Source organism: Variovorax sp. H27-G14, from assembly GCF_046156345.1.
In the GTDB taxonomy this organism is placed as follows: Bacteria; Pseudomonadota; Gammaproteobacteria; order Burkholderiales; family Burkholderiaceae_C; genus Variovorax.
Map to the genome: position 1 here is coordinate 1 of NZ_JAYLVN010000008.1, position 16,712 is coordinate 16,712.

Consider the following 16,712-nt stretch of genomic DNA (forward strand, 5'->3'; position numbering starts at 1 on the left):
CTGCAGGCCCGCACACCCGATGTGGTGTACTTCGACTCGCTGCCACGGCCTTCGGCCCAGGCAGCCTGACCCCGCAGGATCCACTTAAAAGTAATCGGAATCTGTTCAAACGAACGGGGCCACCTCTCTTCGCGCTCATCTGGATGAGGCGGTTCAAGCTTGCTTGTCATGGATGCGGGTGTTTGGGGGCCGAGCAGCTGGTTCTTCCAGTTGTACAGCGTCGGCCTGCAAACGCCCAGTCTTTGCGCGACCGCTTGTGCACTTTCTTGTCGGGTGCACAGGGCGATGACTGCAGCCTGCTTCAGCTTGGGTGGGCGTGGTGACGTGTCATGTCGAGCCACGCCTGGCGAGCACAACTGAGGATGCTCCGCCTGAATCCAGGCACGCAGAGAGTCGCGTGCCGGATAGCCGAGCGTCTTGATGGTGGCTGCAATGCAGCGCCCGTGCGCGAGGTAATGCTCGACGGCCAGCGTCTGCTGCGCCTGTGAGCATTTGGGCTTTGTGCGCGTATAGCCGCGCGGTAGGTCCGAGCCCTGCTCATACGCCCGATGCCAGTTCTTGAGAGCGTTCTCTGTGGGGTAACCCAGCTGGTGGATGGTCTCGGCGACTCGATGGCCGAGTTTGATGAAGAGCTCGACTGCTCGGATTCGATCTTCGTAGGAATACATGAACTACTTTCAAAGTAGTCCAAGAATTCCGCCGCACCCCCGGTGGGGTCAAATTTCGGCCGGCGCCAACAGCGGGAAGGCAACCCCGGCGATCACCACTGCCAGTTCGTCGCACACCGTGAAGTCCGATAGTCCAAGACGCCCTGGCGGATGTTCCTGCGCGAAGAAGACTTCGCGCTCCGGCCCATGCAGGGCGCGCCACTGGCGTACGCGGCGTTGCAGCGTGCGCAAGACCGCCGCGCCGTAGTCGCCCGGATAGCGACGCTGCAGTTCCTCCAGCAGGGTCACCGCACTGAGTGCGCTGTCGGTGTGAAGCAGTGGCACAACCTCGCTGTCCCACACCGACGCCAAGGGGTCAGTGCGAGTGCGCCAAGCTCGTTCCTTGCGCTGTGATGGCAATACCTCTTGGTGTTCGATGCGCCGTGCGCTGCGTTCACTGATGCCGGCCTTGGCCGCTGCGGCGGCCTGGCTGAGCTTCAGATGATGTTGCTTGTACTTCTGCACTTGATGGTCCGTGATCTTCTTGCCGGGCACGACGCGAACCTTCGTTGAATGACGATCGGTTCACGTTAAACCCGCCTCACCGCCGCTACGTAGGAGCAGTTGCTCGATTTTCACAGTCCGCGTGAATTCAAAACCCTCTGCGCCCTTGCCGCGGGTCGCGCCGTGATGAGCGGGCGACAACGGGTTGAAGCAGCGGACTTCACGGGCTGGAAGACGACGGCGCGAAAAACGTTGGGTTTCATCTAAAGATCAGGGCAGCGCTGTTGCTCGGATTCCCGGAGTTTTAGATCGGCGGATTCAAATCTGAAGTGCAACACCCACAGTTTCAATGAACGAGACTCGATTGTGGCTGTGCGTGGGTGATCAGCAATTGCCGGTACACAGCCAGAGGCGTTCTCACGCCCAGTCCCTTGCGGGGCCGGTTGTTGATCTCATCGGCAATGGCATCGAGCTGTTCCTGGCTGTAGCCGCTCAGGTCCGTGCCCTTGGGCAGGTACTGGCGCACCAGACCATTGATGTTCTCGTTGGAGCCGCGCTGCCAGGGGCTGTGCGGGTCACAAAAGTACACCGCAATGCCCGTGTTGGCCGTCAGCTCCTTGTGGCGGGCCATCTCCCGGCCCTGGTCGTAGGTGAGCGTCTTGCGCATCGGCGCGGCGATGCCGTTGAGCTTGTCCGTGAAGGCCTGTAGCACGCTGGCCGCACTGGCGGGCTTGGGGTGCGGTAGCTTGACCAGCATCAGCAGGCGGGTGGTGCGCTCGACCAGCGTGCCCACCGCGCTGGCGTTGGCTTGGCCCTTGATCAAATCGCCCTCCCAGTGGCCCGGGAACTGCCGGTCCTGTACCTCGGGTGGGCGCACATGGATGCTGAGCATGTCCGGGATCTGCCCGCGCCGGTCCTGGCCCTTGCTGCGGGGTGTGCGCTTGTTGTGCGCCTGGCGCAGGCAGGCCACCAATTGGCGCTTGAGCTCGCCCACGGGCTGGGCGTAGATGCAGTTGTAGATCGTCTCGTAGGACACGCGGTACGGATGGCCATTGGGGTAGATGCGTGCCAGTGTCAGGGCAATCTGTTCGGGCGACCAGCGCAGGCCCAGGCAATGGCGCACCACGGCGAACATGACGCCCTCGCGATCAAGCTTGCGAGCCGGGCGGGCCAACTGCCGGCGCTGTCGGCAGCGGCTGTGGGCCGCGGCGCTGGCGTAGGCCCCCTCGCAGGTGTTTCTCTGCAACTCGCGGCTGACGGTGGCGGCAGAGCGATCAAGCATGCGGGCGATCGCCCGCACGCCCAGACCCTGCTGGCGCAAACTGGCCAGACTCACCCGGTCTTCGGGCTGCAGGTGGCGGTATGTCTTTGAGGAAATCGGCATCTGCTGACCTTAGCGGTGAGCAGGTGTTGCACTTCAGATTTGAATCCGCCATCAATGCGCTGGTAATTCATGTACACGATAAACCATTTGCATCGAATTCAAGCCTAGAAAATCGGCGTTTAAAACGCGCCAAAACGGTGTTGATGCAGCTTTTTACCGAAATTTCTGAGCTAAATTACGAATCAGTGTTCATAAAGAACCGCTGGTTCTACACACCCCACGCTCAGAAAGCGAAGCTCCAATGAAAATCTTCCTCGTCCCATTCTTCCGCTCCGAAATTCCTCGCCCCACAGTCGACACCAATGTCGTCCACCAGGTCTTGGCTCTGGACTTCTCGGGCGGACCTGGCATGTTGCCTTGGCAAATCAATTGCTATGACCATGTCGATTTGCACCTCAGCGAGATCCCTGAGTGCAGGTTGGCACCAAAACCCAAGGGCAGGCAAGCCGGAAGTGCCGATCCGTGCGCGACCTGCGCCTGCCGCTTGCAGCTGGAAGATGCGTCCGTCCGATTTCAGGAGCGTCTTTTTGCGGCGGCCCGTGAATTTGCAAAGGTCGACCGATGGTTCGAGTGTGCTCGCCTGATCGGACCTCACCAGGTGGCGCGCCTGGCCATGGGATTCAAAGATGGCATCGAATGGGCTCGAGAGCCGATGCCGTTGGGCCGGCCCACCCCTTCAGAAATTGAAATGGACCGCATCCTGATCCGGACCAGTTTCTATCGGTATATACCGCCAATGGCCAAGGAAACGGTTCAGCCCAATCCGGCGCCATCGTCATCTGGCACAGATGAGCCTGATCAACTTGCACGTTTGCGCGCTTAGTTAGACATGATTCTTTGGCCGCGAGCCAGCGGCGCAAAAGAGCTGGGTCATAAAAATATAGCTTTGAAGCTATATTTTGAAAGGAGCGATTGCTTTCAAATGAGAAATCGGTGTTTTAAATTGCTTTTCAAAGCTCGACTTGCGCGAAATCGCCTTTTGAAACCTTTATATTTCTCTGTGTGGATTTGAAGACGGGAACGACACCTTGGTGCGCTAACACCAAAGTGCCGTCCGTCGGAAAAGACACTGCCGGCAAAAAACCGGTGACGTCACTGCAGCAATGTTTACGAGGTGCCTGGAATTGGAAGCCCGACAACCGCCCATTGCTGCAGACCAAAAACCTCAGAAAGGCCTTTTGACATGTCAACACTATCCGATCCCACGCCCGCGCACAACACCGCGCACTTGCTCCGCGCGAGCACCCTCGCACCGCCCGCGGCAGTGGCCAAACCCGGCAGTCGCTTCATCGAGCACGCGATGAAGGCACTCCTGCGGATCTTTGCCCGCGGCGCCACTGACGGTGGCCGGCACCGCACGGTGCAGACGCTCACCAGTGCGAACTGAGCCCTGAGCGCTTTTCCACCACTGGGGCTTGCGAGCCCCGTCTTGCGACATCAGGTCCGCTTGGTGTCGGACCACTGCGCGCCCGAGCGATGCATCGATGAGGAGCGCAGATCGATGAACTAAATCTGGTTTGACTGGAGCGTCACCGCCATGAGCGACCTTCGAAAATTTTCTCTTCTCTTTGGTGCGGAGCCGCCACCTGAGTACGGGCCGCCCGGCTCGTCAGAGTTGCCGAGCAATGACCCGACGACCGCTGACCTTGAGAGCGAGGCCTGTCTGGAGCGCTGTCCCCGTCGCCGCCCGCAAATTCAACTCAATTCGGACCCCGGAGATGGCCAAGCTGCTCTGGATGCCGAACGCACGGCTGATCCCATGCAGGAAAAGGGCGCCCTCCAAGCCTTGCCGCCCTTGGCACCTCTCCTCGGCCCCATCCTTCAACTGAACCCGCTCCAGGTCGAAGTGTCGCCCGCGGTCATCGGCCGGCATGGCAGCCGGGATGAAGCGGCCGATGAAGCCCTGCTGAATTCGATCCGGCACGGCGGTACAAATTCAGAGCCTGTCCTGGTGCGAATCCTGCCGCCGCTTGCTGGCCAAGGCACTCGCTACCAGTTGATCTATGGTCAGCGCCGACTGCACGCGTGCCGCGAAGCTGGCTTGCCGCTTCGCGCACAGGTTGAAGAACTGACCGAGACGGACGTTCTGCGCTACGTCTCGAGCAGCCATGCAGGCTGGCAGGAGCACGCGCTCATTGACATTGGCTGGTGGGCGAGGGCCCGGTTGGAAGCGGGGCAGTTCCCGTCGGCCGCGGCGTTGTGCGCATTCATGGCGTGGGACGCAGGGTCGCTCAGCCGCTGCATCAGTCTCACCGAGATGCCCAGGTCGGTGACTGATCTCTTCACGCGCTCCAAAGGTTTGCAGCATCGCCATGTCAGTCCGTTGAACAAGCTACTGACGGCTGATCGCCAGGGACTGGTGGTCCGGGCCAAGGCGGTGGCCATGGTGAACGAACAGGCGAATTTCAAGATGACGACCATGGAACTCTTCGAGGCATTGCTGCCGAAGAAACCGGCGTCCGAGAAGCTCAAGAAACCGCGCAAGGTGCCGTGCGCCGATTGCGTGTTTGGTCCTGGTGCGAATGCTGCAACTGTCAACCCTGATGCGGCGCCGGTGAACTGGCGTTCGCGTTCACCGACGTCGTTGCCAGTCGTCGAAGACGATGGCTTCGATTTCGGGGACGTGTCGTCGGATGCGGATGGCTTCACACGCATGCGCTACAGCTTCCAGGACCTAACCGAGAAGGACAGGGAGTGGATCGCAGACGAGGAACTCAAGATGCTGCGGCGTGCACCTTTTTATCTCGCCCTTCAGTCGAAGGCGGCCAAGAAAGGGGGCGCACCATGATTCACGTGAGCGTGTCAGATTCCGGTGGCGTGGAATTGAACGGTTCAAGTTGCGTGGTCGGGGACGTTCGACGGCGAGACGTTTTCGTAATCGCTGGTCGGAACCGAAATCGGAAAAAAGTTTTGGAGACGGAAGTCGGCGAGGTCGTGAGTGCCGTCAGCGTGAAAGTTGCGAGCCCGATGTGGCGGGCATGGCTGATCTTCACGAACCTTGGCGTGCTCGGTAAAGTTGACGATCACGAAAATGCCTTTCGATTTCGGGATGGTTCCGCTGGCGGAAGAGGGCGCGTGCTGGGCGCTGAGCGGCGCATAAAACTAGTACCGACTAGCTGTGTAAATTGGAGTCCGAGCACCCGGTGCGGTGAACACCACCATGGCTGACGCGCCGCGGGGCAGCCAGTTTGTGCACCTTGAGCATTACTCGCTCAAGGCCTCCTCTCATCCGCGCTCGAAGAAAGGCCGGGCCAACATCAAGTTCATCGTCGATGAAATGCTGCGCGTTCCAAGTGCCTCACGCCATGTACCCCATGTGAAGCCACCGACCTTGCTCTTTGGCACGCAGGCGGACATCGAGGCGCTGCCGGTAGTGTTGCAGCAGGGGGCCGCGGTTTGTCGGGATGCTAAAGGGCGCAAGCAGCGCAGCGACACGCCGCTTTTGATGGGTGTGATCTTCTCGTTTCCATCCAAGGCGGTCGATTCGGCCTACCTTGCTTGGGAGCGGGACACGATCCAGTTTGCGCGACAGCACTTTGGGACCAGGGCAGTGGCAATCGCCAGGCATGAAGATGAAGAGTTTCCTCACCTGCATGTGCTGGTGCATGACCAAGGGCGATCGGTGCATCGGATCTCCCCAGGGTATGTGGATGGCAAGCGATCGCGGTCGTCGCTGGGCAGGTTCCAAGATGCGTACCAAGCAGCCGTTGGTGCCCAGCATGGCCTGGCTCGATGCGGACCGCGGCGCGAGCGCGAGCCTTCGACCAAGGAGCACAAGCGCGTCAAGGCGGAGATTGAAGGCGCTCATGCCGAACTGGCGGCGCTGCGGCATGAAGCCAAGCGCATCAAAGCGCAGGTCGACGCGGATGCGGCGCGCGAAGAACTGGCGCGGAGAAATTTGGCGCGAACACGGCAGGCGCTTGAAGCATCGATGGCGTCGCTGCAGCAGGCGATGGCGCAGCGTGTGGTGCTGAATGCACGCCGGCTTGATTTGGAGGCGTTGGAAGTCTCAGTGAAGCGTAGGGCGGAAGCAATGGACGAGATCGAAAGAGAGCGGTTCGATGCCATGGTGGCCACGAAGGCACCCGGAAGGGCGAAGCCTTGACCGATTCTCGCCCTCACCCTTTCGGCTTACACCTCGGAAATTCTGCGATCCGGGCCAAGAAGTCAGCACGCTCTCGTGAGCAATGCGCCGGCTGTTTTAGTGGATGAGGTCGAGCACCAGTGAAAAGGCAGGGTTCGATCCTCCAAGGCCGCCGGTGCGACCTGGACACCGATGCGCTCGAGCGTCTCTCAAAAAATCACACTAGGGAATCAGTATGTTTCATAGTTCAACCAGCGGCGGCGCACCTGTTGCCGCTCCTTCGCCCGCTAGCTTGTCCAACACCGGTGCCGGTTCAGATCCACAGCACTCTCCGACATTGAATGACTCGCAGGAGTTTGCCGCGCTGTGGCACTTCTTCTACAAGTTCATGGAGTCGCTGACGCACCTACGGTGGTGTGAAGACAAGTTGTGGCGGCGGATTGATGGCTTCAGTTATAGCGAGCCTAAATCCATGCGAATACTGATCGAGATGATGGCCTTGAGTTCACCCAAGGACCGAATGCACGCACACAATCTGTTCTTGGTGTGGAAGCTCTGCTCTAGGCCCGCGCATGTCGCCTTCTCGCAGTATGCGGATGCATGGTTACGCGGTCTTCGGACCTTTTCGTTGCCAGAGCACTTGCCCAGCAGCCAATTCAGAGCGCCTCCTGAAGTGGTTGGAAGTTTTGAAACGGCAGCGCTTATTGCATGTCTGATCTACGGCGCAGTCGGTCACGTGGATACTTTTGAAGTGAGGGATGTGTGGGTCAGAGCGTCTCACTGGATCAATCTCGCTGTTTCGGATAGCGCGGAAGCTGGAAAGGCGTTTCGGTCGCTTTGTTGGGCGACGGCTCAACTGGATGCGACTCACAGGGCATACCGTCAAGACAAACTGAAAAAAAGCGGGGTGAGCCCTATCGGTATTTCAGCCGACTGGGTCCGGAGGTACCGACACGCGGAGATCAAGATCCACTGGGGAGCGTACATATATCAGGCGCGCAAAGCGGTGGGGCTTAGTGAGCATCAGTTTGACGTTGCTCGTAGGCAGCTGCAACGCTAAATTGCTCCCGATATGGTCTGGATGGCCCCGGCCTTGACTGACCACCGGGAGTGGGCTTTGTGATCCCGTCGATCGGGCGGAGTTTCATAGTGGGTGCTTCACCGGGCTGCGTTGGCCAGCTGGGCAGCATGAGCAACACCCAGCGTGTGATGGAGCGTGCGCACTTCGAGATTGCCGACATGGAGCCGCTGCGACCGCACTTCGCATTGACGCTTCGGCACTGGGTCATGCGACTGGAAATGCATCACGCGCAGGCGCTTCAATACTTCAGCGAATCAACATGGCGGGTCTGGCGTCTGTACATGGCGGCCGGTGCGCTCGAGTTCAAATCCGGAGTGATCGGTGTCTACCAAGTGCTGGCCAGCAAGCGCGCCAGTCGCGCCGCTGCGCTGCCGCTGGTGTGGCGACATCAGTACCCGCGCCCTTCGGCGGCATGAACGGTCACTCGATGTCTTCAGAGTTCGGTGCCGCACAGACGTCGAATGGCCCGGGCGCGACAGTCGAACGGGACGCTGCGCAAAAGGGGTTGGAACCTTCAACTTCACGCGGCGATTCTTTCGATACAAGAAACAAGGAAATGACCATGAAGCACATTAAATCGGCGATCGCGGCCGTCGTCGTACTGGCGACATTTGCCACGGGATGTTCGACGACTGCAAGCACGAGCACGGCAGAATCGGGCAATGCGGTCACGGGGAGCGGAACGCTGTCGCCTCAGGCGCGCAGGGAGCTCGATACCGGTTACCGAAATACGATGGCGCGGCTTTTTGAAACTGCACACGGAAGCAGCGAACTGGTCTCCAAGGCGCGTGGTGTTCTCGTCTTTCCACGCGTGATTTCGGCGGGGCTCGTCATTGGGGGTCAGTATGGCGAAGGTGAACTCAGGGTCGATGGCGTAGTCGACGGTTACTACAAGACGACCACTGGCTCGGTTGGGCTTCAGGCAGGTGCTCAGACGACCTCGCTGGTGTTTGTGTTCATGACACAAGATGCATTGGATCGATTTCGCGCCGGTCGAGGATGGGCTGGCGGCATCGATGCATCAGTAGCGGTTATGAAACTGGGTGCGAATGCGAACATCGACGTCAACGTTGCCCGCGCCCCCACGGTGGCCTTCGTGATGACAGGCAGCGGGCTGATGGCCAACCTGTCGCTCGAGGGTACCAAGGTTACGCGCATCGACTGAGGAAGGTCAGGCGTGCGAGTTCTTGCAAAAGGGCTCGTGCGTTTTGATCCTGCACCGCAAGGCCGCAGCCTTGCGGTGCGATCTTTCCAAACGAACAGCGACATGATTTCGCACGGCTTAGGCCCGCCCTACAGCATCTGATGGTGCGCCATGAGGGGCTTCGGTAGGATGCCAAATTGAGAGAGACGTCAATGCAAGCCGCCGAGCGTGCATTGGTCCGCGGTGAAATTAAGCGACCCACGCCCTGCGCTTCCTGGGTGCCGAAGTCAGTCCAGCAGCACCAGGTCTCCATGATCCCGAGCGGTCTTTGTCGCTTTGACGGACAACGCTACGGAGCGCTGCCCGTCTGCGCCCCAGACAGCGTCGTTGGACTGTCCGTCGCTCTCGATCAGGCACGGCTCGATCGGGATCGTCTGCGTGCGTCCAGTGTCCGCCCAGTAAGCGAGTGGGCTGGTGTGGTGATGCGTGTGGTGTGTGTCGTGAAGCTCATGTCCTGTTCTTGAGGCCCTGCCCGAGTGGGGCGCAGTTCTAGGCGACGATGGTCGACTTCGATGGCGTCAGTGCGGCGCGGCCCCTGTCCCTGTCTTCCGCTGTGCCGTGCACGACCTGCCGGTGCTTGTCGACCTTAAGCGCAGTCTCGAACTTGACGATCTGATCTTTGGGTACGCCGGGCTGAGTCAGCGCGGCACCCAACGCAGACAATCCGCTCACGCATTACCAACATGATCAAACGCTACTGGAGTGAATAACGCGGCAGGCTGATCGTGAACACGCAACCCGACCCGGGGACATCACGTACTGTGAGCGACCCGAGATCGGCCTCGACGCTTTGGCGCGCAATCGACAGACCGAGACCCAGGCCAGCCCTGGCATCCGTGTTTTTCTTGAACGGCACGAACATCCGGGCGACACCGTCGGATGGCAAACCGCCGCAGTGGTCCTCGACATCGATCCGAACGTGCTCGCCGAATGCATGGGCGCTCAGCGTCACGACACTGCCTGCATGGGTGAACTTGAACGCGTTCTGGAGCAGGTTCGCCAAGGCCGCGTGCAGCAGCACCCGATCCGCCTTGACAGTCAGAAGCGGATCGACCGAACCCACTTTCAGCGTGGCCGTACCTGCCAGCGCGTCGAGGCGGGCCATGCCGGCTGCATCCGCGATGAAGGCGGCGACCGAGAACGTCTGGCGTGGGTCCGGTGCCTCATCGCGAACTTCCGCAATGGCCCGGCCGATCAACAGGCCCAGTGTCGAAAGACTGCGCTTCAGGATGGCGCCGGTGGCACCTCCGATCGCCATGTTGCCGAGCTCGAGCGCGCGCACGGCCAGCGTGGCGGTCCCGAGCGAGTTGCGCAGCTCGTGCACCAGAAAACCGAGCCTCTGCTTTTCGTCGGCCAGCTGTTGCAGCGAGATCTGGCTGTCGCGCTGATGGCTGAATTCCGTGACAGCGTCGGCGATGGCGTTGTCCAGGCAACGATTGAGCGTTCGAAACTCTGCCACGGCGAAAGGCGCATCGCGTTCGAACGCCAGATCCGTGATCGCTTGACACAGGTCGCCGTAGTCGTGCACCACCTGGTCGACGGTGTAGCCGAGATCCAGCAGTTCCTTGCCGTGGGCTGCAGCGCTGACGCCGATCTCCGACAGCGCCATCGCGTCACCGCCCGTCGGCCCGGAGATTCGGATGCCGGCTTCGGGGTCGTCATTGGCTTCGGCGGCGAGCGTTCTCGTGAGCTGGTTCAGGAACATCGGCAGGCCGTGGGCCAGCTGCGCTCCGGTGGCCGCCCGGCGCGGGCGTTGTGCGACCTTCAACTTGCACCGCGCCAGCAGCTCGTCGTGGTTGGTGGTCAAAAAACTGCGCATGAAACGTCCTTGGCCAAAAGACGATTTAAGGAGGTGTGGTCGGCGCACATCACGCCGCGGCCGATTTGCTGATCAACGGCTCCGCATAGCCCTGCTCGTCCGTCGCATGGCAACTGCAGGCCGCGTGCTCCAGACCGGCCCGTTCCACAGGAGCCGCTCCTGGATGGTATTCAATGAGCCCGGCAGGTAGGCCAGGAACTTCTGCGTCACCGATAGCGACGACGTGCGCGCGGTCTTTCAACGGAACTAGATGCCGTTGATGATTTTCGGGCTGCAACATGTTGGTTCCTGAAGTAGTGGTAGCGGCACCTGCGTGTCGTTCGGGATCACGGACCGCTGTCGCTCGCATTCACCATGAGCCTCGGGCCGGGAAGCCAACTTGTCCGTCTGCTACCGCACATAAATCGAGATTGCGGTAGCTTTGAGACTTGCGCCGACCCGAAGCTTCATTTTTCGTCGGACGGGATGTGGTGAGTCGCTTCGATTGCCTTCGCATCAACCTTCACGCCGGCGCGGACTGCTTTTTTGTGTGCGTTACCGCACGGTGTCGTATGCAACCTCGCGCTAGTGTGGGTGCCAACTATGCCGGGCCATCGCCGTGAACTCTGCCCACTTCGCCGCTGAAAAAAGGGGCGTCTCCAAAAATCGCTCAGAAATGCGGTCGCGGCTCCCGTGCGCATCTAGATCGAACGTTTAGCAGGATTCTTGGAGCGCGGGACCCTATGACATACAACTCAACCTGGCATCTGCCTTCTCGACCATGAGCATTTTCATTGTGGACGATCACCCGTTGATGAGCGAAGCTGTGGCCACATTGCTGGGCCATTTGTATCCGTTCGAGAGAATTGTGGAATTCGGATCAGTCGCCGGACCTTTGACGAGCGAGGACTCTGGTCTCTTACTGATTTGCCTGGACCTCAACATGCCGGGCATCTCGGGTTGCGCTGGCATACGGGCGCTCAAAGAGCATTTTCCCACCGTGCCGCTCGTTGTGTATTCCGCTTCCAGGGCCGGCGATGAAGAACGGGATTGCTCGGAGGCGGGCGCCGATGCCTACATTGAAAAGTCAATCGGTTCTCGAGAACTCGCGACAACGCTGCGTCGAATCCTCTCCCGCCAGTCCAGTGCCGTTGCCCTGGCAAGATGAAGATGAATGCGCAGCGCAACATCATCGTCATCGGCACCGCCAGTGGTGGCTTTACCGCCCTGTGCAAACTGCTCGAAGGCCTTGCAGCGACGGTCGATGTGACCGTGCTTGCAGCTTTCGACTCCGGCTCGCTACCTGCCGCATCTGTGCTGCAAGTGCTCGGCCACCAGTCCCATCTCAAAGTGAGCTACGCCCACGACGGAATGGTTGTTCAGCAAGGCCAGCTCATTCTCTCGCCCATGGCGCAAAGCATGCAGATCGTAGAGCCCGGCGTGATTGAGCTTGTAGCGCTGACAAGCCGGCCGGTCGATCTCCTTTTCGAGACCGCTGCGGGCGTGTACGGGAATCGGGTGATCGCTATCGTGCTGACAGGTGGTGTTCGCGACGGCGCGCGGGGCCTGATCGCCGTAGAGGCGGCACACGGCGTCGGCGTGGTCCAGGATCCTGCCGACGCCCTGGCTGAGACCATGCCGAGGAGTGCAATTCGAGGAGATCATCCGAACTACTGCACGCGGATGGAAGACATGCCCAAACTGCTGGCGAGCCTCGTTCGTTAACTGCACCGAGCAGCATCGCCGAGTTGCCTGTCCTTCATGGAGATGCCGCGTGCAGCCGGAGCATTTTTTTTGCTCTCCGTCCGTGCGGTGCCGCACTGTCGGAACGACGTGACGTTGTCAACATGGCTTGTAGATAAGGCCCGAATGCGAAGTTCGATAGCTTGATCTCTCCACCCGACATGGATACCCCCATGACCTATGACACGCTCGACGCATGCGGATTCATCCAACTGCTGCAGTCCTTCCGCGCCAGTGGTGGCACGGCGCCAGGTGGGGTCCTCGACGGCTTGCTGGCGGAACACCCTGTCGGCGAAGCGATCAGTCTCGCCTCGCTGGTCGATACCGGCCGGGTGTTCGGATTCGAGTGGCGCAACAACTTGTGGATTCCAATGTTCCAGTTTGATGCGAGAGACCTGTCGACCGTGTCAGCGCCGCAGACCGTCCGGGCTGGGCTGCCAGCAGGTTTGTCAGGCTGGGCGGTGGCCATGTGGTTTGCGATGCCGAATGCACGGCTGGACGGCAGCAGGCCTGTCGACTTGCTTGCATCGGACGCCTCGGCTGTGGTCCAGGCCGCGCAAGGTCTGTCGTCCGCGGACGAATCGGCCCTCCTTCGGATGCCTCAGGCGAGGGACGTTGCCATCCCTGCGTGAACCCTCGCCTCGATCCCTGGCCATGAAGACTTTCACCCAACTCGCTCTAGGTTCATAGGCCAGTTGATGCCCGCGCCGCCCGTCCATGCTGCCGACACACGACGGGTGTTGTCGGCACCGTCTCCCGGAGGCGGTATACCGCTGATGGCCGTTTTGGCCAGCAGTCCCGATGGGCGTTCGTTCCCGATCTGCTACCGGAAATATCCTTTCGGACATGCTCTGGGCGGCCGCGGCCATCAACCGCAGTGCGCTTGGCGGGCGGACGTGGTCACGGGACCTTGCCAAGTGCAACCCGGAACGCCTCCAGCCTGCTTTCGTATGCCTGCGCGTCGCCATAGTCGAGGAAGCGGTTGTATCGCGCGTGCGTGCCCAGTATCTTGTGAGCATGCTTGATGGGGCAGAAGTACTGCTCTGTGCGCGCCAGGATCTCGGCCATGTAGCCCATCAGTCCGTTGCCGTATTCGCAGTACGTGCAGTGGAACTTTTCGATGAAATTCAGATAGCCGAGGTGGTGACGGTCGAACACGAGGTAGTCGCGGCGCCTTACCTTGGTGATGCCATAGATGGGAAAGCAGGCCCACTGGTAGAAGGTCACGCAAGCATCGAGCATCAGCAAGGGAATCACCATGCCGTAAATGAGCGGACCGGTGATCAGGTTCTGCGGCCGGTCGGTGACCAACCAGCGAAAAAAATTTCGCTTCAGCTTGCGATGCGCTTCCCTGGCGGAATGCTCGAATTCGACACGCTTGCCCTTGAGCTGGAAGAACATTCGGCCTTCTTGTTCGTGGACGGCGGCCCGCAACTCCGTTTCGAGGGTTGCCATCTGTCCGAGGAGCTGATTGATTCGTTCATTCATGGGGTGCAACCGGGGGAAACCGGCTGAGGACAGCCGGCTCGGGTGTCTGCGTTGTCAGGGGTTCGTAGACATGTCGTCGGCGATGAGTCCGCCGCACTCGGCGTGAACTTCCGCGCCCGATTCGATGTTGCCGCTCTCACCGAATGGACCGATGAAATGGTCAGGCGAAATGTCTGCTCCGTCGGGGCTGTCTCGCCCGGTCGCACTGGCGCGTTCGCCGCTCCCCGAAGCATCGCTGTCGCTGGCGGTGTCGACGATCAGAGAGCCGAGTTCGTCTGCATGGTCACCATCACCTCGCATGGTCCGCTCGCCCTGCACATCGCTTCCGCTGTCGCTGCTGTCGCTCGGGCCCAGGGCATTGACGTCCCTCCCGGCTGCGTACTGCGCAGCGGGTTCGCCACCCAGAAAACTGCTGTTCGTCATTCAGAGAAGCTCTTTTTTCATCTGCTGGACTTGTGCCGCACTCCGGCTGCCACTCTGTTCGCGGCCTTCCTTTGGCAGATTTTGATTTGGCACGAGCGCCGGATGGGCATACGGGCGCTTGTGCAGCGTGCCTGTGATGCGGCCCGTCGTGGGCGTGAACGTCGAGTCGACAGTCATGTGATTTCCTTGATTTAACTGATGGATTGACGTTACAGGTCGCCGGTCGATGGTTCTGTTCGGTAGCCCACACCCAGGCCTCACGCCGATCCTTCAAAGGCGGATTGTTTTCATGGTCGATCGAGGTCGAACCTGGTTCATGACGCACGAACTGAAGGGGGGGCGTGAAGGTGCGTCGATGAACTTGGCGATGGCGCTACAGCGGCGGCATACATGCTGTGCAGGTCGGTGTGAAGACGCCATGCCTCGCTTGTGCGCACTCGTACCACCCATTGGTCGATGCATGGAAAACATTGAAGGCGCGTCACCGTATTCGAGCAGCCTTCGGTTCGCTTGCGAACGGACCGGCGCGGCATCTGGATCCACTGTGCCGCATGGCCGGTTTGGCCGATTCAAGACAACAGGAGTCTCCCATGTCGTTCGCGAGCATCTCTTTACACACATCGCCTGTAGGCCACGATCGGCGGGCGTCCAGGCACCGTGCGCCGCACCGGCCTTTTGCCAATGTCTGTCCGGACTACCCTTGCTTCTGCCGTCTTTGGCGGTCCGATGGAAGCGCCGACTTTCAAGGCCGCGATTTGCGCCGAATCCAACTTTCGTCAGAAGATCCCGGATTTTTTCTGTACCGTACTCTGTGCTCCGCCGTAACATCGCAACGGCAATCAACGCATTTCAAATAATTCCTGGTGGAATGCGTCGGGGTGCATACCAGAAGAAATAAGGTCGCGGCGCACGGCTTTGCCTAGACCTGCAGGGCCGCAAAACCAGATGTCATTTGCCTTCCAGTTCGGTACGGTGTCCCGGATTCGTTTCCCGTCAAGCCTCCCGTCGCGCGCGCTGAGAATCGCATGCAAATTTACCCGCGCTGCAGATGCGTCGTGTTTTAAAAGATCGGATGCGCTGACGTCGAGCTCAGCTGTACAGTAAAACAGGTCAATCGGGTTGCCGTCGTTATGGATTGCCAATGCTTTCATGCGTGCAATGAACGGTGTGATACCGACGCCGCCCCCAATCCAGATCTGCCCTTGATTGCGACCAGTGAAGTCGAATTGGCCATACGGACCTTCGATTGTGACCAAATCTCCTGGTTTGATCGTAAGGGCCAGCGTTCGAGTGTAGTCGCCCAGCTCTTTGATGATGAACCGCATATGTCCATCTGCTTCCCACGCCGAAGAGATCGTAAACGGGTGGGCACCTTCGTTTAAGTTGAAGGTGACAAAGGCAAACTGACCGGCCTTGTGACCGGCCCACGCATTATTCAGCTGAACAAAAACTTCAAGCAGGTTCATGCTTGCGTACGACGCGACATATTTGACTTGGCCGACCACGCGGCGGCTCAGACCAACGCGGTCAAACAGGATCCACAGCGCTGCGATCGCTCCGGTAGTCATGAGCAACGCCATCACCGAGCCGATGAGTTGGTTCCAGTATGCGAACGGCATCAGCACTACCGCATGGAACCCCAGAACAAGAAAAAGCACGGCCAGAAGGCGATGGGTTTTCCGGAAGACCCGGTAGGGAACGCGCTTCACCAACGCTATGCCGATCAGCGCACGACAGCCCCATAGAAGGCCCATTCGCCGACGGACTCGGCTAGACCGCGCTCCGTTTGCAAAGCCCGAAAAAAAGGGTCAGTCTGCAGCGCGTGGGCCCCATGTTCCGGCCGGGGGATCAGTCCCAATTCCGCCAGCCACTTCGGTGCTTTTGTCAGCGTCCAGTGCAAAGAAATGGTGATCAGCGTGCTGATTCCGAGCCACTTGTGCAAGCGGTAGATTCTGTCCAGCCCGCCCAGCCACTGCTCGAGCCCCATCGGCCGCACCGCAAGGACCAGAGCCATGCTCATCGTGCCAATGCTTAGCATGCCGGTGTAGGCAATCAGAGAACTGCGCAAGACGAGCCAGTTGAAAGGCGCCAGAAGCATCGGGTCGGCAAGTAGCCATAGGCCAGTGATTGCGACCAGCAGGGTGGAGAGAGTAATTTGAATGTGCTTCAAGGCGGGCAATGCCGGCGTGACAGTGCTGTCCGCGGCCATCAGAGCGTTTAAGAAAAATGGGCCGCAGCGAAGGTGCGGGGGCGAACAGAGCATCCACTCAACGATGCCCATTGAGCAACTCAGCGTCTGTGCGCTGGCGAACATCTGCTCGCAAGAGAAGCTGGCTCTGATTGAGGTGCTGCGGTG

19 protein-coding genes and 1 pseudogene are annotated in these 16,712 nt (G+C 59.9%); 10 read left to right on the forward strand and 10 right to left on the reverse strand.

Annotated elements, in window-relative coordinates:
• The 3 genes and pseudogenes from VLK31_RS19260 to VLK31_RS19270 form a co-directional block, all read right to left on the reverse strand.
• Nucleotides 1–668, reverse strand: a 668-nt coding sequence (locus tag VLK31_RS19260) for a transposase (protein WP_409170043.1), incomplete at its 3' end; no start/stop codon positions are given.
• 75 nt (nt 669–743) lie between these two features.
• Nucleotides 744–1,202: pseudogene (locus VLK31_RS19265) on the reverse strand (IS21 family transposase); the annotation flags it as partial.
• Nucleotides 1,203–1,497: 295 nt separating this feature from the next.
• Nucleotides 1,498–2,535, reverse strand: coding sequence for an IS30 family transposase (locus VLK31_RS19270; protein ID WP_409170044.1), 1,038 nt, complete (start codon nt 2,533–2,535; stop codon nt 1,498–1,500).
• Between the two features lie 241 nt (nt 2,536–2,776).
• Here VLK31_RS19270 and VLK31_RS19275 point away from each other — a divergent pair, with 241 nt between their 5' ends.
• The 7 genes from VLK31_RS19275 to VLK31_RS19305 all read left to right on the forward strand — a co-directional run bounded on the left by VLK31_RS19275 (nt 2,777) and on the right by VLK31_RS19305 (nt 8,865).
• Nucleotides 2,777–3,358 (forward strand): hypothetical protein, encoded by a 582-nt coding sequence (locus VLK31_RS19275; protein WP_409170045.1) that lies wholly within the window; start codon nt 2,777–2,779, stop codon nt 3,356–3,358.
• A gap of 360 nt (nt 3,359–3,718) precedes the next feature.
• Complete coding sequence (locus VLK31_RS19280; protein WP_409170046.1) at nt 3,719–3,922, forward strand: hypothetical protein; 204 nt, start codon at nt 3,719–3,721, stop codon at nt 3,920–3,922.
• 150 nt (nt 3,923–4,072) lie between these two features.
• Nucleotides 4,073–5,323, forward strand: coding sequence for a ParB N-terminal domain-containing protein (locus VLK31_RS19285; protein ID WP_409170047.1), 1,251 nt, complete (start codon nt 4,073–4,075; stop codon nt 5,321–5,323).
• A 360-nt stretch (nt 5,324–5,683) separates the two neighbouring features.
• Complete coding sequence (locus VLK31_RS19290; protein ID WP_409170048.1) at nt 5,684–6,640, forward strand: hypothetical protein; 957 nt, start codon at nt 5,684–5,686, stop codon at nt 6,638–6,640.
• Nucleotides 6,641–6,854: 214 nt separating this feature from the next.
• Entirely contained in the window at nt 6,855–7,679 is an 825-nt protein-coding gene (locus VLK31_RS19295) for a hypothetical protein (RefSeq protein ID WP_409170049.1), read from the forward strand.
• A gap of 89 nt (nt 7,680–7,768) precedes the next feature.
• On the forward strand, nt 7,769–8,116 hold the full coding sequence (locus VLK31_RS19300; protein WP_409170279.1) for a class I SAM-dependent methyltransferase: 348 nt from the start codon (nt 7,769–7,771) through the stop codon (nt 8,114–8,116).
• A gap of 146 nt (nt 8,117–8,262) precedes the next feature.
• A complete protein-coding gene (locus VLK31_RS19305; RefSeq protein WP_409170050.1) occupies nt 8,263–8,865 on the forward strand; it encodes a YSC84-related protein in 603 nt (200 codons plus the stop codon).
• A gap of 733 nt (nt 8,866–9,598) precedes the next feature.
• On the opposite strand, the gene VLK31_RS19310 is transcribed toward VLK31_RS19305, so the two are convergent.
• Entirely contained in the window at nt 9,599–10,723 is a 1,125-nt protein-coding gene (locus tag VLK31_RS19310) for a sensor histidine kinase (protein WP_409170051.1), read from the reverse strand.
• Between the two features lie 49 nt (nt 10,724–10,772).
• Nucleotides 10,773–11,003 (reverse strand): hypothetical protein, encoded by a 231-nt coding sequence (locus tag VLK31_RS19315; protein WP_409170052.1) that lies wholly within the window; start codon nt 11,001–11,003, stop codon nt 10,773–10,775.
• Nucleotides 11,004–11,483: 480 nt separating this feature from the next.
• On the opposite strand from VLK31_RS19315, the gene VLK31_RS19320 reads away from it, so the two are divergent.
• The 3 genes from VLK31_RS19320 (at nt 11,484) to VLK31_RS19330 (ending at nt 13,077) form a co-directional block, all read left to right on the forward strand.
• A complete protein-coding gene (locus VLK31_RS19320) occupies nt 11,484–11,870 on the forward strand; it encodes a response regulator transcription factor (RefSeq protein ID WP_409170053.1) in 387 nt (128 codons plus the stop codon).
• Nucleotides 11,867–12,427 (forward strand): chemotaxis protein CheB, encoded by a 561-nt coding sequence (locus tag VLK31_RS19325; protein ID WP_409170054.1) that lies wholly within the window; start codon nt 11,867–11,869, stop codon nt 12,425–12,427. The genes VLK31_RS19320 and VLK31_RS19325 overlap by 4 nt, the downstream gene beginning before the upstream one ends.
• A gap of 191 nt (nt 12,428–12,618) precedes the next feature.
• Entirely contained in the window at nt 12,619–13,077 is a 459-nt protein-coding gene (locus tag VLK31_RS19330; protein WP_409170055.1) for a hypothetical protein, read from the forward strand.
• Between the two features lie 268 nt (nt 13,078–13,345).
• On the opposite strand, the gene VLK31_RS19335 is transcribed toward VLK31_RS19330, so the two are convergent.
• The 5 genes from VLK31_RS19335 to VLK31_RS19355 form a co-directional block, all read right to left on the reverse strand.
• Nucleotides 13,346–13,933, reverse strand: a complete 588-nt coding sequence (locus tag VLK31_RS19335) for a hypothetical protein (protein WP_409170056.1) — start codon at nt 13,931–13,933, stop codon at nt 13,346–13,348.
• A 54-nt stretch (nt 13,934–13,987) separates the two neighbouring features.
• Nucleotides 13,988–14,356, reverse strand: a complete 369-nt coding sequence (locus tag VLK31_RS19340; protein WP_409170057.1) for a hypothetical protein — start codon at nt 14,354–14,356, stop codon at nt 13,988–13,990.
• Nucleotides 14,357–14,533, reverse strand: a complete 177-nt coding sequence (locus VLK31_RS19345; protein ID WP_409170058.1) for a hypothetical protein — start codon at nt 14,531–14,533, stop codon at nt 14,357–14,359.
• 662 nt (nt 14,534–15,195) lie between these two features.
• Nucleotides 15,196–16,065, reverse strand: a complete 870-nt coding sequence (locus tag VLK31_RS19350; protein ID WP_409170059.1) for an FAD-binding oxidoreductase — start codon at nt 16,063–16,065, stop codon at nt 15,196–15,198.
• Nucleotides 16,066–16,079: 14 nt separating this feature from the next.
• Complete coding sequence (locus VLK31_RS19355) at nt 16,080–16,637, reverse strand: ferric reductase-like transmembrane domain-containing protein (RefSeq protein ID WP_409170060.1); 558 nt, start codon at nt 16,635–16,637, stop codon at nt 16,080–16,082.
• Nucleotides 16,638–16,712 lie beyond the last annotated feature (75 nt).